The sequence below is a fragment of the Streptococcus iniae genome (assembly GCF_030732225.1).
Classification (GTDB): domain Bacteria; phylum Bacillota; class Bacilli; order Lactobacillales; family Streptococcaceae; genus Streptococcus; species Streptococcus iniae.
On the sequence record NZ_CP132230.1, the window covers coordinates 1,827,072 to 1,852,500 of the forward strand.

Consider the following 25,429-nt stretch of genomic DNA (forward strand, 5'->3'; position numbering starts at 1 on the left):
AACCTCCATCTTCATTATACTCTTTACTGATAATTCTGCAAAGGCGAGCATTATAATACAGATCTGTAATCTTTTTTTAAAACTGTATTATAAAAGAAAATGTCTTTTGTCAAGAAATATGCTTGGGAAACCGTTTACCATATGTTAAACTATTTTTATAAAGCAACAGAATGGCTCTGTTACTAGAATTTTAAGGAGAATATTATGGCAACTGTAAAAACTAATACAGAAGTTTTCGAAAAAGCTTGGGAAGGCTTTAAAGGAACTGACTGGAAAGAAAAAGCAAGTGTATCACGTTTTGTACAAGCTAACTACACACCTTATGATGGTGATGAAAGTTTCTTAGCTGGTGCAACTGAACGTTCACTACACATCAAAAAAGTTATCGAAGAAACAAAAGCAGAATACGAAGCAACTCGCTTCCCATTTGACACTCGCCCTTCTTCAATCGCCGGTATCCCTGCTGGATATATCGACCAAGAAAAAGAGCTGATCTACGGTATCCAAAACGATGAATTATTCAAATTAAACTTCATGCCTAAAGGTGGTATCCGCATGGCGGAGACAACCCTTATTGAAAATGGTTATGAGCCAGACCCTGCTGTTCATGAAATCTTTACGAAATATGTTACAACAGTTAACGATGGTATTTTCCGCGCTTACACTTCTAACATCCGTCGCGCTCGTCATGCACACACAGTAACTGGTCTTCCAGATGCTTACTCACGTGGCCGTATCATTGGTGTTTACGCACGTCTTGCCCTTTATGGAGCAGACTATTTGATGCAAGAAAAGGTTAACGACTGGAATGCTATCACTGCTATTGATGAAGAAACAATCCGTCTTCGTGAAGAAATTAACCTTCAATACCAAGCACTTGGTGAAGTTGCAAAACTTGGTGATCTTTATGGACTAGATGTTCGCCGCCCTGCTGAAAACGTTAAAGAAGCTATCCAATGGGTTAACATTGCATTCATGGCTGTATGTCGTGTCATCAACGGTGCTGCAACATCTCTTGGACGTGTGCCAATCGTTCTTGACATTTTTGCAGAACGCGACCTTGCTCGTGGAACATTCACTGAATCTGAAATTCAAGAATTCGTTGATGACTTCGTTCTTAAACTTCGTACTGTAAAATTCGGTCGTACAAAAGCTTACGATGCGCTTTACTCAGGTGACCCAACATTCATCACAACATCTATGGCTGGTATGGGTAACGATGGTCGTCACCGCGTTACTAAAATGGACTACCGTTTCTTGAACACACTTGATAACATTGGCAACTCTCCTGAGCCAAACTTGACTGTTCTTTGGACTGATAAATTGCCAGAAGCATTCCGTCGCTACTGTATGACAATGAGTCATAAACACTCTTCAATCCAATATGAAGGTGTCACAACTATGGCTAAAGAAGGCTATGGTGAAATGTCATGTATCTCATGTTGTGTATCACCCCTTGACCCTGAAAATGAAGAAAAACGCCACAACATCCAATACTTTGGTGCACGTGTTAACGTTCTTAAAGCACTTCTTACAGGTCTTAACGGTGGATATGATGACGTTCACAGAGACTACAAAGTGTTCAATGTTGTTGAGCCAATCACTTCAGAAATCCTTAACTACGATGAAGTAATGGCTAACTTTGAAAAATCACTTGATTGGTTGACTGATACTTACGTAGATGCCTTAAACATCATTCACTACATGACTGATAAATATAACTACGAAGCTGTTCAAATGGCCTTCTTGCCAAGCCACCAACGTGCTAACATGGGATTCGGTATCTGTGGTTTCGCAAATACTGTTGACACATTATCAGCTATTAAATACGCTAGCGTTAAAACTATCCGCGACGAAAACGGCTATATCTATGACTACGAAGTTACAGGTGACTTCCCTCGTTATGGTGAAGATGATGACCGTGTAGATGATATCGCTAAATGGTTGATGGAAGCTTACCACACACGTCTTGCAAGCCACAAACTTTACAAAGATGCTGAAGCTTCAGTTTCACTACTTACAATCACATCAAACGTTGCGTACTCAAAACAAACAGGTAACTCTCCAGTTCACCGTGGTGTATTCCTTAACGAAGATGGTTCAGTAAACACAAGCAAAGTTGAGTTCTTCTCACCAGGTGCTAACCCATCAAACAAAGCAAAAGGTGGATGGTTACAAAACCTTAACTCTCTTGCGAAACTGGAATTCTCACACGCTAACGATGGTATCTCATTAACAACACAAGTATCACCAAAAGCACTCGGTAAAACATTCGACGAGCAAGTTAATAACTTGGTAGCTGTTCTTGATGGTTACTTTGAAAACGGCGGACAACACGTAAACTTAAACGTTATGGACCTTAACGATGTTTACGAAAAAATCATGTCTGGTGAAGACGTTATCGTTCGTATCTCAGGTTACTGTGTAAACACTAAATACCTAACTCCTGAACAAAAACAAGAATTGACTCAACGTGTCTTCCACGAAGTCCTTTCAATGGATGATGCTGCACAAGCAATCTCAGGAAACTAATCCTCAAAAGAAACATTGCCAATTGACAATGTTTCTTTTTTCGTTACAATAGTAGTATGAAAATTAGACAAAGTAGAAATACCCTTTCAGATACCTATTTAGATGCCTTAGCGATTCGTAAAACTGTTTTTGTAGATGAGCAACGGGTACCTCTTGCTATTGAAATTGACGAAAATGAAGCCCTTTGTCTCCATTTTGTTCTTTACAACGAGTTAGAGCAGGCTTGCGCCACCTGTCGCATTTTACCAGACAAAAACCAGCAAAGCGTTACACTCCAACGCATGGCTGTCTTAAAAGAACACAGAGGGCAATCTCTAGGCCAAATCTTGATTCAAGAAGTGATTGCTTTTTGTCAAGAACAGGGCTTTACAGAAATCGTTTTGCACGCGCAAACTACTGCACGCGGCTTTTATCAAAAAGAGGACTTCAATGAAGTTGGCGACATCTTCCAAGAGGCTGGAATAGATCATATCACCATGTCTAAAACATTATGAGGCTGGGCAAAAAGTAGCTTCAGAATAGAAAAAACGAGCATTTCCGCAGTTGGAGATGCTCGTTTTCCTATGTCATGGTTTATAATTATAATAACGACAAAACAACTAGAAAGCCATGACTATGTATAAAGAGTATAACACAAATCAACTCAGTTTGGAATTAAATCTTGCCTACGATATTCCAATGAATCATGAGGTTAGATTAATCAGTCTCTTTGTGGACAGTATTCCAAATCATATTTTGCTTGAAGAGACGTCTCACACTGGTCGTCCTGCCTTTCATCCTGCCATGCTTTTGAAGATGACGCTCTTCGCCTATGCCCGCCAGGTCTTTTCTGGTCGCAAAATAGTTCAGATGAATGAAGAAGTCATTCCCATGAAATGGTTGAGCCAGGACACCTACGTTAGCTATAAAACCATCAATAATTTTCGTTCTAGTAAACATGCCAATAACCTAATTAAGACCGCCTTTATTTATTTCACCCTCCTCATGCGTGAGAATGGCATGATTGAAGATGATGCTCTCTTTATCGATGGCACCAAGCTAGAAGCTGATGCTAATCTCTACTCTTTCACTTGGAAAAGAGCTGTTGATAAATACGAAGAGGCACTAAACGGAAAAATCTCAGAACTCTATGACCAGCTGGTTCAAGAGGGGGTAAACCTAGCTCTGTCTAAAGAAGAATGCGAAACCAGCGAGGGGTTAGTGCGCCTTTTAGAAGACACTGAACAGGCCTTGGCGGAAGTTGAGAAATCAATTTCTGAGGAACCAAAAGTTATCAAGGGAGGTTCTGCCAATAAACAAAAGCGACGTCGTATTAAGAAACTGCGCAACCAGTTGAGAAAGGATTATCTCCCTCGTAAGCAACGCTATGAGGAGGCTAGAGAGATTCTAGAAGAGCGTAACTCTTTCTCCAAAACGGACCACGATGCCACTTTTATGCGAATGAAAGAGGACCACATGATGAATGGCCAGCTCAAACCTGGCTATAATGTTCAAGCTGCCACCAATGGTCAATATGTTCTTGCATATGATATATTTCCAAATCCAACGGACACCCGAACCCTGAAACCATTTCTCCAATCCATTCAAACTCTGGACCTCTTCCAAAATATTGTCGCCGATGCCGGTTATGGCAGTGAGGAGAATTATAGTTTTATCATTGATGAGTTGGAGAAATCTCCTCTGATTCCCTATGGCATGTACCAGAAGGAATTGACTAAGAAATATAAAAACAGTCCTACTAATCCAAATAATTGGGACTACCTTGAAGAAACAGACCAATTCATTAAACCAGATGGTGTTGTTTATTCCTTTAAATATTACTCTCGTAGAAAAGATAAGTATGGCTTTGAACGGGATTTCAAGATTTATGAGGCAGAAAAAATACAAAGCACGGAAGAGTTGGAAAAACTTTCCAAAACAGAAAGTGGTCGCCAGAAACAGATCCATTACAATCCAACTTGGAATTACTTTAAAGAACTCATAAAGGAAGAATTACATAGCGAAGATGGCTCTCGAATCTATGCCAAACGGAAAATCGATGTCGAACCCGTTTTTGGCCGATTGAAGAGTGTTTTTGGCGTGCGTAGAGTCCATGTCAGAGGCAATCAAGCCGTCCAAACGGAGGTTGGATTCCTCTTCATGAGTATGAATCTCACGAAATTAGCTAAGAATCTCGACTCTAAAACTTCAAATACTCAAAAACCACACAGTGATTTTTTCATCTTGATTGTTTTCAAGACTGAAATCTCTGCGTGGTTTTATTTGAAGCTACTTTTTGCCCAGCCTCTTTATAGTGCTGATAATAACTAAGCTTATCACGTCATGGTTGAGATTGACTGAATAGCTTTTGGAACTTGTTGGTCAATAATACATAGCCATTATCAGTATTATGACAATTCATTTGACTGACTGCTTTCAGTCATTGATTCAGAAGCCAACTCGGAAAAAGCTTCTATTAAGGAATCGGTAATAGACTCACTTAATAGTTCTGAGGTTGATTCGGAAATCGATTCACTGAGTGAGTGCTCAAAATCTTTTTCCTTTTTCTTCTTTCTTCCAAATAATCCTGCAAAAACAAGACCTGCGCCTAAAGCTGTTGCAATTGAAGCCGATTCTTCACCAGTATGAGGCAAAGGTTTTGCCCATCCAGATTCGGACGTTGACTCTGAAATGGACTCACTTAAGGATTCGGATGTGGATTCCGAAATCGATTCGCTTAAGGACTCTGAAACTGATTCCGAAATCGATTCGCTCAGAGACTCTGACGTGGATTCTGAGATTGATTCACTTAGAGATTCTGAGGTCGACTCGGAGATAGATTCACTTAGGGATTCAGATGTCGATTCTGAGATTGATTCACTTACTGACTCAGATGTAGACTCACTCAAGGATTCGGACGTGGACTCTGAAATCGATTCACTCACTGACTCTGACGTAGACTCTGAAATCGATTCACTCAGGGATTCGGACGTCGATTCTGAGATTGATTCACTTACTGACTCAGATGTAGACTCACTCAAGGATTCGGACGTGGACTCCGAAATCGATTCACTTAGAGATTCGGACGTCGACTCAGAAATGGACTCACTCAAGGATTCAGACGTAGATTCGGAGATTGACTCACTTACTGACTCTGACGTAGATTCGGAGATTGACTCACTCAAGGATTCGGACGTAGACTCCGAAATGGATTCACTCAAGGATTCTGAGATTGACTCGGAAATGGACTCACTTAAGGATTCGGAGGTGGATTCCGAAATGGATTCGCTTAAGGACTCGGACGTAGACTCGGAAATAGATTCACTTAGAGATTCTGAGGTCGACTCGGAGATAGATTCACTCAAGGATTCGGACGTCGATTCTGAAATAGACTCACTCAAGGATTCGGATGTGGACTCTGAAATCGATTCACTCAAGGATTCAGAGATTGACTCGGAAATGGACTCACTTAAGGATTCGGATGTGGATTCCGAAATGGATTCGCTTAAGGACTCGGACGTAGACTCTGAAATCGATTCACTTAGAGATTCGGAGGTCGACTCGGAGATAGATTCACTCAAGGATTCAGAGGTTGACTCTGAAATCGATTCGCTCAGGGATTCGGAGGTCGACTCGGAGATGGATTCACTCAAGGATTCAGACGTGGATTCTGAGATTGACTCACTTACTGACTCAGATGTAGACTCAGAAATCGATTCGCTTAAAGACTCTGATGTTGATTCCGAAATGGACTCACTTAGAGACTCAGACGTAGACTCCGAGATTGATTCGCTTAGAGATTCGGAGGTAGACTCCGAAATAGATTCACTCAAGGATTCGGACGTAGACTCCGAAATAGATTCACTCAAGGATTCGGACGTAGACTCCGAAATGGACTCACTTACTGACTCAGATGTAGAGTCCGAAATGGACTCACTCAGGGATTCGGACGTCGATTCCGAAATGGACTCGCTCAGGGATTCGGACGTCGATTCGGACGTCGATTCCGAAATGGACTCACTTAGGGATTCGGACGTCGATTCCGAAATGGACTCGCTTACTGACTCAGATGTAGACTCTGAAATGGACTCACTTAAGGATTCTGATGTGGATTCCGAGATTGATTCACTTAGAGATTCTGAGGTCGACTCGGAGATAGATTCACTTAGGGATTCAGATGTCGATTCGGAGATTGACTCACTTACTGACTCAGATGTAGACTCAGAAATGGATTCACTCAAGGACTCTGAAACTGATTCCGAAATCGATTCGCTCAGAGACTCAGACGTCGACTCCGAAATGGACTCGCTCAGGGATTCGGACGTCGACTCGGAAATAGATTCACTTAAGGACTCTGAAACTGATTCCGAAATCGATTCGCTCAGAGACTCAGACGTAGATTCGGAGATTGACTCACTTACTGACTCAGATGTAGACTCCGAAATGGACTCACTCAAGGATTCGGACGTCGACTCCGAAATGGATTCACTCAAGGATTCAGACGTAGATTCGGAGATTGACTCACTCAAGGATTCGGACGTCGACTCGGAAATCGACTCACTTACTGACTCAGACGTGGACTCAGAAATGGATTCACTCAAGGATTCAGACGTAGATTCGGAGATTGACTCACTCAAGGATTCAGACGTAGATTCGGAGATTGACTCACTCAAGGATTCGGAGGTAGAGTCTGAAATGGACTCACTTAGAGACTCAGACGTAGATTCGGAGATTGATTCACTTAGAGATTCTGACGTAGACTCCGAAATGGACTCGCTCAGGGATTCGGACGTAGACTCAGAAATCGATTCACTCAAGGATTCGGACGTCGATTCTGAAATAGACTCACTCAAGGATTCGGAGGTCGATTCTGAGATTGACTCACTTACTGACTCAGACGTCGATTCTGAGACAGATTCACTTAAGGACTCGGAAACTGATTCCGAAATCGATTCGCTCAGAGATTCGGACGTGGACTCAGAAATGGATTCACTCAAGGATTCGAACGTTGACTCCGAAATGGATTCACTTAGAGACTCAGACGTAGATTCTGAAATGGACTCACTTAAGGATTCAGAGATTGACTCGGAAATGGACTCACTCAAGGATTCAGACATGGACTCGGATATGGACTCGCTCAGGGATTCGGACGTCGATTCTGAGATTGACTCACTTACTGACTCAGATGTAGACTCAGAAATGGATTCACTCAAGGATTCAGAGGTTGACTCCGAAATGGATTCGCTCAGGGATTCAGACGTCGATTCCGAAATGGATTCGCTTAAGGACTCGGACGTAGATTCAGAGATTGATTCACTTAGAGACTCAGACGTGGACTCGGAAATGGACTCACTTAAGGATTCTGATGTGGATTCTGAGACAGATTCACTTAAGGACTCTGAAACTGATTCTGAAATCGATTCACTCAGAGATTCGGACGTCGACTCGGAAATGGATTCGCTCAAGGATTCGGACGTCGATTCTGAGATTGACTCACTTACTGACTCAGACGTCGATTCTGAGACAGATTCACTTAAGGACTCTGAAACTGATTCCGAAATCGATTCGCTTAAGGACTCGGACGTCGATTCTGAGATTGATTCACTTAAGGACTCTGAAACTGATTCCGAAATCGATTCACTCAAGGATTCGGACGTAGACTCCGAAATGGACTCACTCAAGGATTCGGACGTAGACTCGGACATTGATTCACTTAGAGATTCGGAAGTCGATTCCGAAATGGATTCGCTCAGGGATTCGGAGGTCGACTCTGAAATAGACTCACTTAAGGATTCAGACGTTGACTCCGAGATTGATTCGCTTAGAGATTCGGAGGTCGACTCCGAAATGGATTCACTTAGAGATTCTGAGGTCGACTCGGAGATTGATTCACTTAGGGATTCAGATGTCGATTCTGAGATTGACTCACTTACTGACTCAGATGTAGACTCAGAAATGGATTCACTCAAGGATTCAGACGTGGACTCCGAAATGGATTCGCTCAGGGATTCAGACGTCGATTCCGAAATGGATTCGCTTAAGGACTCGGACGTCGATTCAGAGATTGATTCACTCAAGGATTCAGACGTTGACTCCGAAATGGATTCGCTCAGGGATTCAGACGTCGATTCCGAAATGGATTCACTTAGAGACTCAGACGTGGACTCGGAAATGGACTCACTTAAGGATTCTGATGTGGATTCTGAGACAGATTCACTTAAGGACTCTGAAACTGATTCCGAAATCGATTCGCTCAGAGACTCAGACGTCGACTCGGAGATAGATTCGCTTAGGGAGTCAGATGTCGATTCTGAGATGGACTCACTCAGGGATTCAGAGTGAGATTCGGAAACCGACTCAGAGACAGATTCAATAACTGATTCTGAAGTAGATTCACTCACTGATTCTAAAATCGATTCAGACGTTGATTCGGAAACCGACTCCGCAATTGAAAAAGATTCCGAGATTGATAAAGATTCCGACGCAGAGATTGATGTGGCATCGTTATAGGTCACAATAACATCAACAACTTTAACTTCCCCATCCGGTGTCGTTAATTGAACTTGAACTGTGGTTGTTTTTGATTGAGGATTGTAAGTCGGGATAGGACTTATCAGCTTCTTTTGAATAGTAGTAGGAACAGTCGAATCACCTGCTAAAATAGTTGCTTTATCTAAAATTTCTTGCTCAGTAACAGTTTGGTTCCATTCTTTTGTGATGCTCCCCCCAGAAGCATCTAACACGTAGATATAAATAGTTCCTGAATTAGTTATTGCACCAGCATTATCAGCAACATCAATACTTTCTGGATATCGTCCTAATTTTGTGGTTGAGGTTGTTGACCCACTATAAATAACCTTTCCATTTTGAACTGAAAAAGCTAAATTTCCAATATTATTAGAAGTGTTTGTATTGTTGGCATTTTTAAATATTACATTACTAATGGTTCCATCTGGATCGGAAGCTGGATACTCAACATATTTTTGTGTTCCTCGCCAAGTATAGATATCTATTTTAGAAACAACTGGAGCAATATTTGTAATTTGATAATTTAAATTACCTACTTCTGCTTGTCCATCATTCAAAACATGAGTAGTACCAGTCGAATTATCAATGATTTCATAATAATACTTCATGGTTCCGATTGCATTTGGATGTGCTTGCAAATAGGATACTGCTTCTGCTACTGTTACAAAGTTTGTTGTTGTTGAAGTTGTTGATGTCGTTGTTGTTGAAATAAATTGAATCCCTTTTAAAACTGGAGTAAAACCACTATCCACAATTAAAAGAGATTCTAATTGAACACCTGCTTTTGAAACATAACTAGCTGCTGTTGAAGATTTCGGAACCGACATATTCAAGGTAGCTGCTCTGCCATTTGTATAGGAACCTGAAGCCATTAACACTACATCTGTTCCTGTAAAAGTCGAACTTGAAGCATCAGAAACAAGGACGGAATCCTCAGCAGAAATCTTATCTACCCCAAGAGACCCTCCTGCAGCTAAAGTACCTAATGCTGCAACCCCCTTGAGGACAGTGGCACTTGAAATTCCTCCTCGTTCCAAATTATCACTTTGAATGTCAGATTCATCTCTTCCCCCCTTAAACAGATGAATCAATCCCACATGTGACATAATTGTTCGAATCCACCGCTTGCCCGATTTGTGTATTTTTACCCGTGTTTTCTGAAACGATTCTGCAACTTTAACTTTATTAAATTTTTTCATTATTTCTCTCTCCATAAATAATCATTTCATCATAGCATATTTTCATTAAAAAAGCAATCAAAATTAGACCCCCGTTTATTGCATAATCCCTCCATTATTAGAAATAACTATTATTTTTATCTTTGTCTTATAAAAAACATTATCACAAGTAATATTTTATTCTCATCTCACTAAAATTAGTTAACAGCTGACATTCAAATTAAGGAAAAATAGTCATATGCGTTTTCATCCAAAACCAAAAGATAGTTAACAGTTTTTCAACACCTGTTCAATATCACATTCAAAAAATCAAAATGGCTGGACAAATGTTTCCGACTACAATAAAAAGCTATAGAATTTCAGTGTCAAAACCGTTAATTCTATAGCTTTTTAGAGTATTTTTTAAAAAAAGAAAGTGTGATAATAACATTTTTGTGCTAGTCTTCTTTTAAATTTCAAAAGAACTTTCCAAAAATAACCTTTTATCGCATTATTTCTGATAAGGACTCTGAAATCAATTCAGAAGCGGATTCTAACAAAGTTTCTGAAATGGACTCACTTAATAATTCCGACGTAGACTCTGAAATGGATTCACTTAAAGATTCTTCTTCCCTTTTTTTACGTCTTCGACCAAACAAACCAGCAAAAAGTAATCCTGCTCCTAATGCTGTTGCAATAGATGTTGACTCTTCACCAGTATGAGGAAGAGATTTGGGGTGATTAGATCTTGGGATAGACTCGCTTAGCGATTCGGACGTGGACTCAGAAATCGATTCTGAGATTGATTCACTCAAGGATTCTGATGTAGACTCCGAAATCGATTCGCTCAGGGATTCAGACGTCGATTCCGAAATGGATTCGCTTAAGGACTCGGACGTAGACTCAGAAATGGACTCGCTCAGGGATTCGGACGTGGACTCCGAAATCGATTCGCTTAAGGACTCGGACGTAGACTCCAAAATGGATTCACTTAGAGATTCTGAGGTCGACTCGGAGATTGATTCACTTAGGGATTCAGATGTCGATTCTGAGATTGACTCACTTACTGACTCAGATGTAGACTCAGAGATTGACTCACTTACTGACTCAGATGTAGACTCACTTAAGGATTCAGATGTCGATTCTGAGATTGATTCGCTTAGAGATTCTGAGGTCGACTCCGAAATGGACTCACTTAGAGATTCTGAGGTCGACTCGGAGATAGATTCACTTAGGGATTCAGATGTCGATTCTGAGATTGACTCACTTACTGACTCAGATGTAGACTCAGAGATTGACTCACTTACTGACTCAGATGTAGACTCACTTAAGGATTCAGATGTCGATTCTGAGATTGATTCGCTTAGAGATTCTGAGGTCGACTCCGAAATCGATTCACTCAGGGATTCTGACGTGGACTCAGAAATGGACTCGCTCAGTGACTCAGACGTTGACTCGGAGATGGACTCACTCAAGGATTCGGACGTGGACTCAGAAATCGATTCACTTACTGACTCGGACGTCGATTCTGAGATTGATTCACTTAAGGACTCTGAAACTGATTCCGAAATCGATTCGCTCAGAGACTCTGACGTGGATTCTGAGATTGATTCACTTAGAGATTCGGAGGTCGACTCGGAGATAGATTCACTTAGGGATTCAGATGTCGATTCTGAAATAGACTCACTCAAGGATTCGGACGTCGATTCTGAAATGGACTCACTTAAGGATTCAGATGTGGATTCCGAAATGGACTCGCTTAGCGATTCGGACGTAGACTCCGAAATGGACTCACTTAGAGATTCTGATGTAGACTCGGATATGGACTCGCTCAGGGATTCGGAAGTCGACTCGGAAATCGATTCGCTTACTGATTCAGACGTGGACTCAGAAATCGATTCACTCAAGGATTCAGACATAGATTCGGAGATTGACTCACTTACTGACTCTGACGTCGATTCTGAGACAGATTCACTTAAGGACTCTGAAACTGATTCCGAAATCGATTCGCTCAGTGATTCAGACGTCGACTCCGAGATGGACTCACTCAAGGATTCAGACGTCGACTCCGAGATGGATTCACTTAGAGATTCGGAGGTCGACTCCGAAATCGATTCGCTTACTGATTCAGACGTGGACTCAGAAATCGATTCACTCAAGGATTCAGATGTGGACTCAGAAATCGATTCACTCAGGGATTCAGACGTCGATTCTGAGACAGATTCACTTAAGGACTCTGAAACTGATTCGCTCAGAGACTCGGACGTGGATTCTGAAATGGACTCACTCAGAGATTCGGAGGTCGACTCTGAGATTGATTCACTTAGAGATTCGGACGTAGACTCAGAAATCGATTCACTTAGAGATTCTGATGTAGACTCGGAAATCGACTCACTTAGAGACTCAGACGTGGACTCAGAAATCGATTCACTCAAGGATTCGGACGTCGACTCGGAGATAGATTCACTTAGGGATTCGGAGGTCGACTCCGAAATGGATTCACTTAAGGATTCAGACGTGGACTCCGAAATCGATTCACTCAGGGATTCAGACGTGGACTCCGAAATCGATTCACTCAAGGACTCGGACGTCGACTCTGAAATCGATTCACTTAGAGATTCTGAGGTCGACTCGGAGATAGATTCACTCAAGGATTCGGACGTCGATTCTGAAATAGACTCACTCAAGGATTCAGAGGTTGACTCTGAAATCGATTCGCTCAGGGATTCGGAGGTCGACTCGGAGATGGATTCACTCAAGGATTCAGACGTGGATTCTGAGATTGACTCACTTACTGACTCAGATGTCGACTCAGAAATGGACTCACTTAAGGATTCTGATGTCGACTCTGAAATGGATTCACTTAAGGATTCGGATGTAGACTCAGAAATGGATTCGCTCAAGGATTCAGACGTCGACTCCGAAATCGATTCACTTAGAGATTCAGACGTTGACTCCGAAATAGACTCACTCAAGGATTCAGACGTCGACTCCGAGATTGATTCGCTTACTGATTCCGAAATAGACTCAGAAACTGATTCAGAGACTGATTCAGAGACTGAAACCGATTGTGAAACCGAAATTGATTTCGAGGTCGAAGCTGACTGAGACGTTGATAAAGACGTCGATTGTGATACAGACTGGGAAAGCGATAAGGATTTAGATGCCGAGGCTGATTGTGAGGTTGATAAAGACGTCGACTGTGAGGTCGAAGTTGACTGGGAAAGCGATAAAGATTTAGAGCCCGAGACTGATTGCGATGTTGATAAAGATGTCGACTGCGAGGTCGAAGCTGACTGGGAAAGCGATAAGGATTTAGACGTTGAGGCCGATTGTGAGGTTGATAAAGAAGTTGATTTTGAGGTTGAGGCTGACTGGGATACTGACGTTGATAGCGATTGCGAAGCCGAAATTGAAGTCGACGTTGATCGAGATGTCGAATTTGAAGTGAAATCCGATGTTTTATCTAGTTTATCAATATTAACAACTTCTTGTTGATTGCTTGCTGTATATGGAGACATATAAGCTGAATACGGCTTAGCCCCACTTGTATTATAGTCATATTGTGCATAATAAGTATTATTTGCTTGAGTACTTAACGAAGCAGTTGTTCTCATACGAAAGGTATCATAGGTAAATCCAGCTTCAAGTTTTGTTGTAAACTCAATAGTATAAACAGTATTTGGAACAGTTGACACACTGTTTGAAAAGAACAAACTTTCTGCATAAGGTGTACTTGTTAATGAACTGTATAATTTTGACTGAGTATAGTCTGTATATGTAGACAATGTTGTGATGACATTTGAAGTAATATCGTTCATGGCTACACCATTCCATGTCACACTTCCTACTAAATCCATACCATCCATACGAATATTTATCCCAGGATATGTAGCTGTTGAAGTACTTGTGTAACTATAGGTCGCAATCCATTTTACGGTTCCATCTGCTTGAATATAACCATTTAATACAAAATCAGGATGGACAGTTGTTGTAATATTCTGATAACGGTTATTAGCATCATGAAAATCAGGTGTAGCCGTTGTAATTGCTGCTGATTGAATATTTAATGTCGATTTTGTAACTGGTGCTGTATAAAGTGTTGACTGTGCTTCAACTGTAAAGTTATAAACCTTATTTACAGAAGATAAGGTTGCTGTAATACTGGATTGATTGGTATCCACTAATTGATAGTTTGAAAGTTCCTGATGACTATCTAAATCAGCACTAACTGTTACTAAAGCAGTATCTACTGTTTCTCCAGATTTTAAAGTATATGTTTGAACTTCTGAATAAATAATTTGCCCTGATGATGAATCTGTATAATTTATGGTATAGGAAATATCTTGTGACGTACTTGTCGTATTTGTTGATGTCATTGGTACAGAATCAGAATTAACAGTTGACATATCTGAAGACTGTGCATTAACTACAGTATCATCAGAAAAGACATGATCTGAACCCAAAAAGGCTCCTCCCGCAAGCGTTGCTAATGCAGTGGCTCCTCTTAGTATTGTGTTCGCTGAAATATGATCCTTCCCCAACTCATCAATGCGAACAGTATTTACATCAGGATTTTTTTGACCCAATCGAATGTGACCAACTTGTGATATCACAATTCTAACCCAGCCTTTTCCTGACTTGTGCATTTTTACCCGAGTATTGCGAAAAGACTCCACAAAATGCGATTTATTAAATTTCCCCATTTTCTCTCTCCATATATGTCTCTCTCCATATATGTTTTTTCTAATTTTTTGATATTTTTAAATTATAACATTTTTAGATGAAACTTCAATATCAAATATTAAATTTTCTGAAAAAAACAATGCAATGAAAGATACACTAACTGATAGCTTAAATGCTTCCTTTCATACATCAACTTTGGTAAAAATCATAATTATTTTTAAACTCTTGATTAGCATATACAAAAATTATTCATTATTACAAATTCTGAAAATTACCCATATAATACTTGTACTGACATCAAAAAACGATTCCCTAACTTCAATCATCAATACTTATACCTCTAAAATAGATTGTAACTCTTTTACGCACTTTTGAAAAATATTATACTATACATTTTACAAAGAATTATCACAAACAAAATAAAAAAAGAATAATTCACTAATTTACGAACACCAAACTTAGATTTTCTCTCTAAGTTTAGCAATTCCCAGCATATTAGGAATGATTCTTTTTTAAGATAAGGTTACGATTTAAATGCTGTTTGTTTTTTGACTTCAGCAACCATTTCATCAGGTCCCTCTGCTAAGATCATTGCCTCATCAGGCAACACATGACTCATATAGCTAAAGCCTATTATTGGTGTATTTGCTTTGACAGCCATTTCTAGAACATCTTTAAATGCCTCTCCATGATTAATATCAAAATAAATATCTACTTCTCGACTTAATTGCTCTACCGTTTGATACATTATCTTAGGATGTAAAACAACATTAGGGTACTGGCCTAATTGTAAAAGTGCAGGTCCCATTGCAGTATAGGCCGCAATATGAAACTGACAGTCTGGCAAACAATGAATGAGAGCTTCAATCTCTTCTAATTCCTGAGAATTTGTCACTGTAAAACTTGAAAACTTTGGCTTGCATTGTTTTATTGGATTTTCTCCTATGTGTGTCACAATCTCTGACCACTCTAATGCGCAATAATCCCACCAAACTTGTCTTAAACGACCTGACGAAAAAGTATTCCAAGGCTTATCTGGAGAAATATAGTGCAAAATTGTTGGAAGTGGCTCAATAGGCAAATCAAAAACTCCAAACTCTCTTTTTAAACTTGCACCATAATCATAACCAATTGGAAAATTATAAGTATTTGATAACTGTAGCCACTGCCCCGCAAACACTATATTTAAAATAGATTGATCACCTTCGGGAACCGACTGCCACTCTCTAATAGTGGTTTCAATCAAGCAATCAAAAATACCATCTTTTTTCCATTTTTCATTATTGACTAGGATAACACCTGAATTAAAAATCCCAGTCATGCCATGTAATGCTTTTACTGCAGCTCCATAATACTCTCTTACATCCAGATCAAACAAATGAGTAATATCTGCTGTTACAATAATATCACTATCAAGGTATAAGACCCTATCTTCTTCAAGTTTCTCAGAAATAAAATACCGTGCAAAAGCCATGTAATTGATATGAGGAAATCCCGCTGTCCATTTTTTATCAAGCTGTTCATCTAATAATTTGATATCAACCAGCTCACAGCCCATCTGATTCAGATGTTTCCGTACCATGATAAACCATTCCAAAGGAATATCTTGATTAAAAATATAAACTTTTACATGTTTATTATGGTAACATAAGGACTTCAATGTTGTTTCAATCTGCCTAATATAGCCATAATCTCCAGCTAAAACCACTGGATAATAGTTTTCTTGCATCATACCCTCATAACCTTTTTTAAAAAAACATACAACTTCACCTAATGAATACTTTTAACAAGACATCAAAAAGCAATCCCGTTTCAACCATTAGTGACCATACCATTTTTCTAAAATCGATATGGTTTGCAGACATTTTTGATAATTTTGCATATCTCCTGCTTCGCAATAACTTGTCTTATGCAAATCTAGTCGCCAACGATAAGCCTGAAGCTCCCTAGAAATATCAAAACCAATCAATGCCAAAATAGTCACACGTTCTTCAATGCTTTTCAAAGGAAAAACATGTCTAAGATCGACTGTCTTTGTCACACTTGTTGAGCGTTTTCGGTGATAATAAATCGCCTGATTACTATAAACAATCTTATCTGCCATAAGATACAGTTTCCAAGTTGTGTAGTCATCTTCTACCTTTTCATCTTCAGGATATACAATGTCTTGAAAAAGGGCCCTCTTATAGAGTTTCGACCAGGGAACCGTAAAACATTGGCTAAAAGAAAACTGACCATTGTATTGTTCTTGAAACCACTCTTTTGGACTATAAACCTTTTGAAAATAATCCTCTTGTTTCAGATGAAAAGCAAAAGTATTTTTTTCTTCAAAATACGCCGTAAAATTGGCTACAGCAATATCACTTTGCGTCCTAACCAAAGCTTGATAAAGCAGTTCAATATGATTGAGCTCCAGCCAATCGTCATTATCAACAAAAAGAATGTAATCACCTGTTACCAATGACAAAGCTGTATTCCTACTTGCACCAACTCCTCCTCCACCCATTTTTTTATGAATAAGTTTGATTCTGGAGTCCTTTAATCGGTAATCTTCACAAATTTTTGCAGAACCATCTGTAGAGCCATCATTTACCAAAATAATTTCAAGATTGTCATAAGTTTGATTAACAATCGTCTGCAGACATTTCTCAAGAAAAGGGCCAGCATTAAAGACAGGAACAATAACACTAATTTTATCCATTCACTCTCACTTTCTAAAATTCTGAACCAAGTCTAGCTTAGCTGACAGTTGATTGTAAAGGTCAATTTGTCCAGCCAATAAAGCATCCCTCTGACACTTTTCTAAACGTTTGACATAAGACTTCACATGTTCACTCGTATCATACCCCATTGTAACTAATAAGGCGATGCGTTCTTCAGCATTGCTTATCATAGAGGAAATATCATCTAACATGCTTTTGCGTGATAGCCCTTCTGAGCGTTGAGAATAGAAATAAGAACCCTGATTAATAAAAGCAATTTTATTTGCCTTCAAATAAAGTTTATAAATGGTGGCATCATCTTCACGAAGACGCCCTATTGGGAAGTAAACCCCGTTAAATAAGTCACGCCTAAATAGCTTTGTCGGTGAAAAAGTAAAGGTCAAAAATAGATTGTTGGTAGCTGTATTCTCTTGATTTAACCATTCTTCAACTGAATATACTTTTTCAAAATATTTCTCCGATGTGATTGAGAAAAGATAACTCTGACGTTCCTCATTATAGGAATTAAAGTTACAAATAGAAATATCTGCCCCGTTTTTTGTCAAGGCTAGGTACAAATCTTCTAAATAGGACTCCACCACGAAATCATCTGCATCTACAAAAGTCAGATAAACTCCTTTAGCAAGTGCAATGCCTTTATTTCTAGCAGCAGATGGACCCGCATTTTCTTGATGGTATACACTAATACGACTATCTTTAGCAGCATATTCTTCACAAATCAGAGCACTGCTATCTGTTGAACCATCGTTAATTAAAAGCAATTCAAAATGATGATAAGCCTGTTTCAATAAGGAATCAAGACAACGCCTTAAATAAGGGGCCACATTATAAACTGGAACAATGATACTAATCAATTCGTCATTAGTTGTCTCGACCTCTTCATCATTTTCTTCTCGACCAACATAAGCAACAATTTGGCTTTGATAGTCTAAATCATTAACTGGCTCAATATTGTCATCATAATTAAATTCAGCTGTGTGTTTGTGTGATAACTTCACTTTATGACTAGCACCCATATTAAACCATTCATACTCTGAATCAATATGTCCTAAATCAATAGCTTGATAACCGTTTTGACTCAAATCTCTAGCCAATACTTTTGCAGTTGGACCAAGCATGATTACTACAAGATAGTCTTTATCATATCGTAAAACTTCTTCCAAAATCATAGCATAATGACTGTAAGCATTTTTTGAAGGGCAGATAATCCGAGAAATTGAATGAGCATCTGCAAAAAGATCATTACCAACACCAGAACGAGATGTTTCTCCTTCAACAATTAAGACATCTCGCTTTTCCCAAAGCTTTTTTAATTTGGAAAAGCTTTGAGCAGCTACACTTTTATCTTCTAAATCAATGTATGGTCTGGAAATAAATGTTGAACCATACCAATCGGATTGGCAATTTTCTAAATAAAAAGGAGCATATCTTTCAAAATGTTTTTCCCAAAAAACACGCGCATTGCTGTTGTAGCGCTCCAAATGGTTAAAAACATCTGGTAAACAAACTAAAAATGTCTCATTACTAGGGGAACGCAAAATATCACGTAATTGACCAGCCAAAGCCTCATCGTAGGTTTGATAAGGAATACTATGGCCCGACATGATATCAATTTCACCATCACCAAAACGAGCAACTGATGCATTATTGTCAATAATAAAATCTAAACTTTCAAGAATAGGATAAACCTTAATCTTATCTAGTGAATCCATAACTCTCCTTAATCACATAATGCTTTAAAAACAGAATCCGTCAATAATTTTCGCGTAAAAAAACCTTGCCGTAATAATGGATTGAAGCGTCTAACATTTTTCACCAAAGCCTCATAGGTTTCTTCAGACATATTTTCAATAACCTCAACGGCCTCATCAAGACTTCTAACAATAACACCTAATTGATTATTTTCAATAATATCCTGATTTGCTATACCTTCTTGAACAATTACTGGAATCCCAGCAGCTAAAAATGTCCCAAGTTTGTAAGGACAGTAGAGCTTTTGATAGCCTTTGTCATGGTCATCCATCCAAACAAGACCAAAACCTCCTCCAGACATTTCCATGACCAACTGTTCATCTGGCCGGTAACCCATTGGAGTCACATTTGCTGGTAAATCAACCTTTTGCCAAGCATATAAATGCAAAGGCAAATTGTATTGCCAAGATTTAACAAAACTAAACCGTTCAGGAGAGCCTGGAAAATGAATCACTTTTTTAAAGGTTGCCGGTAATTCTGGTACCTGTGTCGGATGATCCCACATCCCTTGAACAATTGTTTTTGAAACTTGTAAACCATGTTCCAACAGAATATCAAGCATCTTTTGACTTGGTGCAACAACAACATCAGCCTTATTATAGTAGTTAATAGTGCTGTCCATTAAATAATAGTTGCCTGCAAACATTAATGGCACAACATCATGAATAAAAATAACAACTTTGACTTCATATAATTTCAATTTAGCCATTAACTTCTCATCAAAGCTTGTCGAATTCCAGGTCGGTGTTTGAAAAATAACAACATCACCAGGTCGTACCCCAGCAATAATACCGTCTAGTCGTTTACTCAACTCCATTTCAGTATCAGAATCCATCGGATAAGAATAAACCCCTAACTCACGATAGCCCAAGCTAACAGCAATATCAGTCACCATATTTTGCCCGAGTTGTGCAGTACTACTCAACGCTTGTCCATTAAGATTTGTCACATATACTCTCATTTTACAACACCCACTATTTCTTATACTTTTCAATTAGCGCTAATTTATACTGCAAATCCTTATAAGAAGCAATATCTCCACTTGCCAACATCTCATCACGATTAATTTGTGCCCGCCATTTAAATGCAGCAATCTCCTTTGATACATCAAAGCCTAATAAAGTTAAGGTTGCAAGCCTTTCAAAAACAGGTTCTGCTGAAAATACTGTTGATAGAGCAACTTGTTGCGTCATACTAGAAGAATTAACGCGGTATATTAAACTCGACCGATGCATATAAGCAATCCGATCTGCTAATAAATAGAGTTTCCAAGTCGTTCGGTCATCTTCACCAAATCTTCCGGTATAATAACGAACATTTTCAAACAAGGATTTCTTGTAAATCTTTGACCAGGGAACCGTAAAACAAAGACTCAAATGATGCCCTTGCCCATATTGAAAAGCAAACCACTCTTCTGGAGAATAAATTGCTTCATAATAATCATCATCTAAAAGATGAATCTCATACTTGTTTTCATCCTCAAAATACCTTGTAAAATTAGTAACAGCTACTTGACTATTTGTTTTTTGCAATAAAGTATACAAGTCTTCAATATGATTGGCATCAATCCAATCGTCAGAATCAACAAAGACAATGAAGTCTCCCGTTGCCATATCGATGCCACTATTTCTAGCCGCACCAAGACCTTCATTGATTTTTTTATGTAATATTTTAATACGCTTGTCTTTAGCTTTTAATTGTTCAGCAATTAAACCAGATCTGTCACTTGATCCATCATTGATAATCAAAATTTCAAGTGAAGGATATGACTGCTGACAGACACTATTAACACAGGCTTCAAGATACTTCTCTCCATTAAAAACAGGTATGATAACACTAACTTTTTCCATAAACACCTCTCTTGTTCTCCACCACTAATAGTAACATGGAACAATGATTTTCGCAATTTTTAATAATGCTAAAAAAATCATTATAAAACCACCCCAATAATAGGATGGCCTAAGTCTATTAAATTAGGGTCAATTTCACTACAGCTTCGGTCCTTGCTGTGTGTGGAAACATGTCTACAGATTGAATGTAATCAACCTTGTAAATCTTAGCAAGTTCCACTAAATCTCTAGCAAGTGTAGAGGTATTACAAGAAACATAAACCATTTTTGCAGGTTTATACTGTAAGATCAGTTTTAAAAGAGCTTGGTCAAGTCCAGTTCTAGGGGGATCAACTATCATCGCATCCGCCCTATAACCTTCTTGATACCATTTAGGGATAATCTCTTCAGCCTTACCAGTTTCATAATGGGTATTATCAAATCCCATATCAGCAGCATTTTTCTTGGCATCTAAAATGGCTTCTGGAATAATATCCATACCACGAACAGATGCTACCTTATCAGCAAAAGCAAATCCTATGGTCCCTACACCACAATAAGCATCAATAATATGATCATTGGCAGAGACATCTAATGCCTCAACTACTTGACCATACAAAACAGATGTTTGTTGAGGGTTCAATTGATAGAAAGCCCTTGGCGATAATTGAAAGTGATAATCCAAGACCTCTTCTGAAATCGTATCATCACCCCAAATAATCTCCGTTTTATCACCATAAATATCACTATTTTTAGACCAATTAATGTTTAAAGCAATGGTTTTTATTTCAGGATAAGCTTGACATAACTCCTGGACAAGTGGCACTAGGCGTAATTCTTTACTACTAATAAAAATCAACTGAACCTGACCACTTGCAATAGCCTTACGAATCATAACCGTCCTTACACCGTCAATACGGCGTTCATTATAAATAGGCAATTTATGCTTGTCAAGTAGATTCGTTACACTGTTAATAATATCCTGAGTTAACTGATCTTGCACCTTACAATCATCAATTGCAATCAAACGGTGACTCCCTTCTGCATAAAGTCCAGATTGAACCTTACCTCCAAAAGCACGTGTTTGAAATTGCAACTTAGCGCGGTAATGCCAAGGCTCCGTCATCCCAAGAGTTGCCCTAATAGTATAAGACTCGTAACCTTTTGGTTTAAACTTCTTCAGAGCTTGGCGAATCACATCATCTTTAAATTCAAGCTGTTTTGGGTAAGCCAAATGCATAATCTGACAGCCACCACACTCTTTATAAACCTTACATTTGGGATCCACCCTAAATTTTGAGGCTTTATTAATGGTTAATAGCTTCGCTTCTACAAAGTTTCGTTTAACAGAAGTAATTTGGCAAAAAACATCTTCTCCTTTCAAAGCCCCTGGTACGAAAACAAGCGTTTTTTTGTAAAAGCCTATTCCTTCACCGTTAATCCCCATTCGTTTAATTTTCAAAGGTATCCTTTGTTTTTCTTTTAACTCAAACATCACATTCTCCCTATCCCATAAGCAATCCTATTCAAACAATACTGTGCACATACTATTTTACCATTATTTTGTTATAATATTGAGTATGAAAATAAGTAAAATCGAAAAGAAAAAAAGACTTTACCTCCTAGAGCTAGACGACTCTGAACAGCTCTATATCACAGAAGATACCATTGTGCGCTTTATGTTAAGTAAAGGCATGACCATCAGCCCTGAAACCCTAACAGAAATCAAAAGCTTCTCACAATTCTCTTATGGGAAAAATTTAGCCATTTATTTTATCTCCTTCCAAGTTCGTACCAAAAAAGAAGTCAAAGACTACTTGATAAAACACGAGATTTCTAAAGAATACCTAGACAAAATTCTAAGCAGTCTTGAAGAAGACAAGTGGATAGATGACACCAAATATGTCACATCCTATCTCAATCAAAACGCTTTAAATGGTGACAAAGGTCCTGCTGTTATCAAGCAAAAGCTTCTCCAAAAAGGCATCAGCCTTTCTGATATCACAGATGCTCTAGTAAACCTTGATTTTTACCCACTAGCTGAAAAAGTAGCTGGAAAAACCCTTAAAAAATACCAAAACAAATTACCAAGCAAAGCCCTGGAAGAAAAAGTGATTCAAACCTTAGTCAATAAAGGCTTTTCTTATGAACAAGCAAAATCTGTTAGCCAAGACTTAGCAATTGAAGAGGATCACGAACAAAGTCAATCACTTTTAGAAAAAGAACTCGATAAACAATGGCGAAAATATAGTCGCAAATATGAGGGACATGAACTCAAACAGAAACTCTTCCAAAGTCTTTATCGAAAAGGTTTTAACAGTGACAGCATCTCACAAATCTTACGCGACTACCTGTAAATCACTCTAAAAAGAGTGATTTTATTTTAGATTTATGATAAAATATGTGTGATAAGTTTAATTGTAGAAAGTTGGAAAGGCATGAAACTACCTAAAGAAGGCGACTTTATTACAATTCAAAGTTATAAGCATGATGGTAGATTACACCGCACTTGGCGTGATACTATGGTACTAAAGACAACTGAAAATGCTCTCATTGGTGTTAATGATCATACATTAGTTACCGAAAGCGACGGTAGACGATGGGTTACACGAGAGCCAGCAATCGTCTATTTTCATAAAAAATATTGGTTCAATATCATCGCAATGATAAGAGATGATGGCATTTCTTATTACTGTAATCTTGCTAGCCCCTATCTAATGGACGCAGAAGCCCTAAAATATATTGACTATGATTTAGATGTTAAAGTATTTGCAGATGGTGAAAAAAGATTACTTGATGTCGATGAATATGAAAATCACAAAAAGAAAATGCAGTATTCAAATGATATTGATTTTATCCTGAAGGAAAATGTGAAAATTCTAGTTGATTGGATTAATAATGAAAAAGGACCATTTTCAAAATCCTATATAAACATTTGGTACAAACGTTATCTTGAACTTAAGAATCGTTAATAGTTGTCTGGCACTCCAATTTGGGGTGCTTTGATTTATTTGATAAAGGAGGCAAATATGGCATTTCAAAAAACACAAAGACGCTATGCCAGTTTCGGGGCAGCAACGGCAATGCCTAAAGAACTGATTGACCATTTTTGGTATATTATTGATAACTATCTCAAAGGTGTATTTCCTCTTGAAAACCTCTTAATATTTACCTTTAGCAAGTCAATTAAAAATCACCTTGTCATTGAATACCAAGATAAGGAAAAACAGCTTAAAATCGCCTTTGATACCCACTTTAGCTATGACCCTTTTCTCCCCCTAAGAGTTTACATCGTCGATAACAATGGCATTGAAACACTGCTATTAGACCATGAAATAAACTAATGAAAAGGCAACAGTTTTCTGTACAAGATTTATAAAGTGTTTTTATTAGACCGTTAATCTTTTGGTCATGGGCGTCTGATAGTTTAGACTACCATGAATGCGGTGGTGATTCCACCAGTGGACATAGTCCTTGGTTTTAAGGGCCAATTCTTCTAGCGTCTGGAAAGTTTCCTGGTGGACAAATTCTATTTTGAAAGCGCGATAGGTGCTCTCAGCTACGGCATTGTCGTAAGGACAACCTGCTTGACTAAGTGAGCGTTTGATATCAAAGGCTGTAAGCACATCATCTATCAAGGCATTGTCGAACTCTTTTCCTCTGTCCGAATGGAATATCTTGACCTTGGTCAGAGCGTAAGGAATACTCTGAATCGCTTGTTTCACCAGCTCTGCTGTCTTGTGCCAACCAACCGATAAGCCAATGATTTCACGGTTGTAGAGGTCCATAATGAAACAAACATAAGCCCAGCCATTACCGACACGAACGTAGGTTAAGTCTGTCACTAAAGCTTTTAGAGGCTTTTCTTGATGAAATTGTCTGGCTAAGTGATTAGGAATAGCTACCTCATTCTTACCTTTTGAATGTGGCTTGAAGACTGCTTTCTGATAAACAGATACTAAGTTGAGTCTGTGCATGATGCGACGAATCCGACGACGAGACCGCTGGATACCTTCATTTTCCAAACATTTCTTGATTTTCCTAGCACCGTATCTGGCCTTACTTTCGAGAAAAATAGCTTTGATATTTTCTTCAAGTTCCGCTTCAGAGACTGGTTTAACAGTCTTGTAGTAATAGCTAGAACGAGGAATGTTCAACCAACGACACATAGCTGAAATGCTATATTTATCCTTATTAGCAGTGATTACTTCTCTTTTCGTGCCATAATCACTGCCGCTTGCTT

The 25,429-nt window shown here is 38.8% G+C and carries 16 protein-coding genes and 3 pseudogenes (1 of these 19 running past the window's edge); 8 read left to right on the plus strand and 11 right to left on the minus strand.

The window, feature by feature from the left end; translation table 11 throughout:
- Nucleotides 1-204: 204 nt before the first annotated feature.
- The 3 genes and pseudogenes from pflB (at nt 205) to Q9317_RS09010 (ending at nt 4,826) form a co-directional block, all read left to right on the plus strand.
- Nucleotides 205-2,532, plus strand: coding sequence for a formate C-acetyltransferase (gene pflB / locus Q9317_RS09000; protein ID WP_003102107.1), 2,328 nt, complete (start codon nt 205-207; stop codon nt 2,530-2,532).
- A gap of 56 nt (nt 2,533-2,588) precedes the next feature.
- A complete protein-coding gene (locus Q9317_RS09005; protein ID WP_121791544.1) occupies nt 2,589-3,026 on the plus strand; it encodes a GNAT family N-acetyltransferase in 438 nt (145 codons plus the stop codon).
- Between the two features lie 121 nt (nt 3,027-3,147).
- Nucleotides 3,148-4,826, plus strand: a pseudogene (locus Q9317_RS09010) (IS1182 family transposase).
- 93 nt (nt 4,827-4,919) lie between these two features.
- Here Q9317_RS09010 and Q9317_RS10605 read toward each other — a convergent pair.
- A complete protein-coding gene (locus tag Q9317_RS10605) occupies nt 4,920-5,165 on the minus strand; it encodes an LPXTG cell wall anchor domain-containing protein (RefSeq protein ID WP_037583654.1) in 246 nt (81 codons plus the stop codon).
- 37 nt (nt 5,166-5,202) lie between these two features.
- Here Q9317_RS10605 and Q9317_RS10610 point away from each other — a divergent pair, with 37 nt between their 5' ends.
- Nucleotides 5,203-8,853, plus strand: a complete 3,651-nt coding sequence (locus Q9317_RS10610) for a hypothetical protein (RefSeq protein WP_305981554.1) — start codon at nt 5,203-5,205, stop codon at nt 8,851-8,853.
- Between the two features lie 1,157 nt (nt 8,854-10,010).
- Here the strand turns inward: Q9317_RS10610 and Q9317_RS09025 are convergent.
- A pseudogene (locus Q9317_RS09025) lies at nt 10,011-10,253 on the minus strand (accessory Sec-dependent serine-rich glycoprotein adhesin); the annotation flags it as partial.
- A 446-nt stretch (nt 10,254-10,699) separates the two neighbouring features.
- Complete coding sequence (locus tag Q9317_RS09030) at nt 10,700-11,011, minus strand: LPXTG cell wall anchor domain-containing protein (RefSeq protein ID WP_017794835.1); 312 nt, start codon at nt 11,009-11,011, stop codon at nt 10,700-10,702.
- Here Q9317_RS09030 and Q9317_RS09035 point away from each other — a divergent pair.
- Complete coding sequence (locus Q9317_RS09035; protein WP_261368842.1) at nt 10,974-13,304, plus strand: hypothetical protein; 2,331 nt, start codon at nt 10,974-10,976, stop codon at nt 13,302-13,304. The genes Q9317_RS09030 and Q9317_RS09035 overlap by 38 nt on opposite strands.
- A 1,496-nt stretch (nt 13,305-14,800) precedes the next feature.
- Here Q9317_RS09035 and Q9317_RS09040 read toward each other — a convergent pair.
- The 7 genes and pseudogenes from Q9317_RS09040 to rlmD all read right to left on the minus strand — a co-directional run.
- Nucleotides 14,801-14,902 (minus strand): annotated as a pseudogene (locus Q9317_RS09040) (KxYKxGKxW signal peptide domain-containing protein); the annotation flags it as partial.
- A gap of 503 nt (nt 14,903-15,405) precedes the next feature.
- Complete coding sequence (locus Q9317_RS09045) at nt 15,406-16,611, minus strand: glycosyltransferase (RefSeq protein WP_003100877.1); 1,206 nt, start codon at nt 16,609-16,611, stop codon at nt 15,406-15,408.
- Nucleotides 16,612-16,701: 90 nt separating this feature from the next.
- A complete protein-coding gene (locus Q9317_RS09050) occupies nt 16,702-17,583 on the minus strand; it encodes a glycosyltransferase family 2 protein (protein ID WP_003100876.1) in 882 nt (293 codons plus the stop codon).
- Between the two features lie 6 nt (nt 17,584-17,589).
- The gene (locus Q9317_RS09055; protein ID WP_003100875.1) at nt 17,590-19,317 is read right to left on the minus strand and encodes an SP_1767 family glycosyltransferase; all 1,728 of its coding nucleotides are present in this window, start codon (nt 19,315-19,317) and stop codon (nt 17,590-17,592) included.
- A gap of 8 nt (nt 19,318-19,325) precedes the next feature.
- On the minus strand, nt 19,326-20,306 hold the full coding sequence (locus Q9317_RS09060) for a sugar transferase (RefSeq protein ID WP_016355832.1): 981 nt from the start codon (nt 20,304-20,306) through the stop codon (nt 19,326-19,328).
- A 25-nt stretch (nt 20,307-20,331) separates the two neighbouring features.
- Nucleotides 20,332-21,207, minus strand: a complete 876-nt coding sequence (locus Q9317_RS09065) for a glycosyltransferase family 2 protein (protein WP_003100873.1) — start codon at nt 21,205-21,207, stop codon at nt 20,332-20,334.
- Nucleotides 21,208-21,325: 118 nt separating this feature from the next.
- Nucleotides 21,326-22,681, minus strand: coding sequence for a 23S rRNA (uracil(1939)-C(5))-methyltransferase RlmD (gene rlmD, locus Q9317_RS09070; protein ID WP_003100871.1), 1,356 nt, complete (start codon nt 22,679-22,681; stop codon nt 21,326-21,328).
- Nucleotides 22,682-22,766: 85 nt separating this feature from the next.
- Here rlmD and recX point away from each other — a divergent pair, with 85 nt between their 5' ends.
- From recX to Q9317_RS09085, 3 genes are all read left to right on the plus strand, one after another.
- Complete coding sequence (recX, locus tag Q9317_RS09075) at nt 22,767-23,543, plus strand: recombination regulator RecX (protein WP_003100869.1); 777 nt, start codon at nt 22,767-22,769, stop codon at nt 23,541-23,543.
- A gap of 81 nt (nt 23,544-23,624) precedes the next feature.
- On the plus strand, nt 23,625-24,158 hold the full coding sequence (ntdP, locus tag Q9317_RS09080; RefSeq protein WP_016355831.1) for a nucleoside tri-diphosphate phosphatase: 534 nt from the start codon (nt 23,625-23,627) through the stop codon (nt 24,156-24,158).
- Nucleotides 24,159-24,215: 57 nt separating this feature from the next.
- Entirely contained in the window at nt 24,216-24,530 is a 315-nt protein-coding gene (locus Q9317_RS09085; protein WP_003100867.1) for a DUF960 domain-containing protein, read from the plus strand.
- 45 nt (nt 24,531-24,575) lie between these two features.
- Here the strand turns inward: Q9317_RS09085 and Q9317_RS09090 are convergent.
- Nucleotides 24,576-25,429 (minus strand): IS3 family transposase gene (locus Q9317_RS09090; RefSeq protein WP_089180041.1). Its coding sequence is split into 2 segments (ribosomal slippage): nt 24,576-25,405 and nt 25,405-25,429, totalling 1,107 coding nucleotides (it continues 252 nt past the right edge of the window); the frame shifts between segments, so codons are not numbered across the junction.

Bases quoted from the DNA above. Each gene is read 5' to 3' on its own strand.
- Q9317_RS09055 (WP_003100875.1), bottom strand. From the start codon at position 19,317: ATGGATTCACTAGATAAGATTAAGGTTTATCCTATTCTTGAAAGTTTA.
- Q9317_RS09065 (WP_003100873.1), bottom strand. From the start codon at position 21,207: ATGGAAAAAGTTAGTGTTATCATACCTGTTTTTAATGGAGAGAAGTAT.
- ntdP (WP_016355831.1), top strand. From the start codon at position 23,625: ATGAAACTACCTAAAGAAGGCGACTTTATTACAATTCAAAGTTATAAG.
- Q9317_RS10610 (WP_305981554.1), top strand. From the start codon at position 5,203: ATGGACTCACTTAAGGATTCGGATGTGGATTCCGAAATCGATTCGCTT.
- Q9317_RS09050 (WP_003100876.1), bottom strand. From the start codon at position 17,583: ATGGATAAAATTAGTGTTATTGTTCCTGTCTTTAATGCTGGCCCTTTT.
- pflB (WP_003102107.1), top strand. From the start codon at position 205: ATGGCAACTGTAAAAACTAATACAGAAGTTTTCGAAAAAGCTTGGGAA.
- Q9317_RS09005 (WP_121791544.1), top strand. From the start codon at position 2,589: ATGAAAATTAGACAAAGTAGAAATACCCTTTCAGATACCTATTTAGAT.
- recX (WP_003100869.1), top strand. From the start codon at position 22,767: ATGAAAATAAGTAAAATCGAAAAGAAAAAAAGACTTTACCTCCTAGAG.
- rlmD (WP_003100871.1), bottom strand. From the start codon at position 22,681: ATGTTTGAGTTAAAAGAAAAACAAAGGATACCTTTGAAAATTAAACGA.
- Q9317_RS09045 (WP_003100877.1), bottom strand. From the start codon at position 16,611: ATGCAAGAAAACTATTATCCAGTGGTTTTAGCTGGAGATTATGGCTAT.
- Q9317_RS09085 (WP_003100867.1), top strand. From the start codon at position 24,216: ATGGCATTTCAAAAAACACAAAGACGCTATGCCAGTTTCGGGGCAGCA.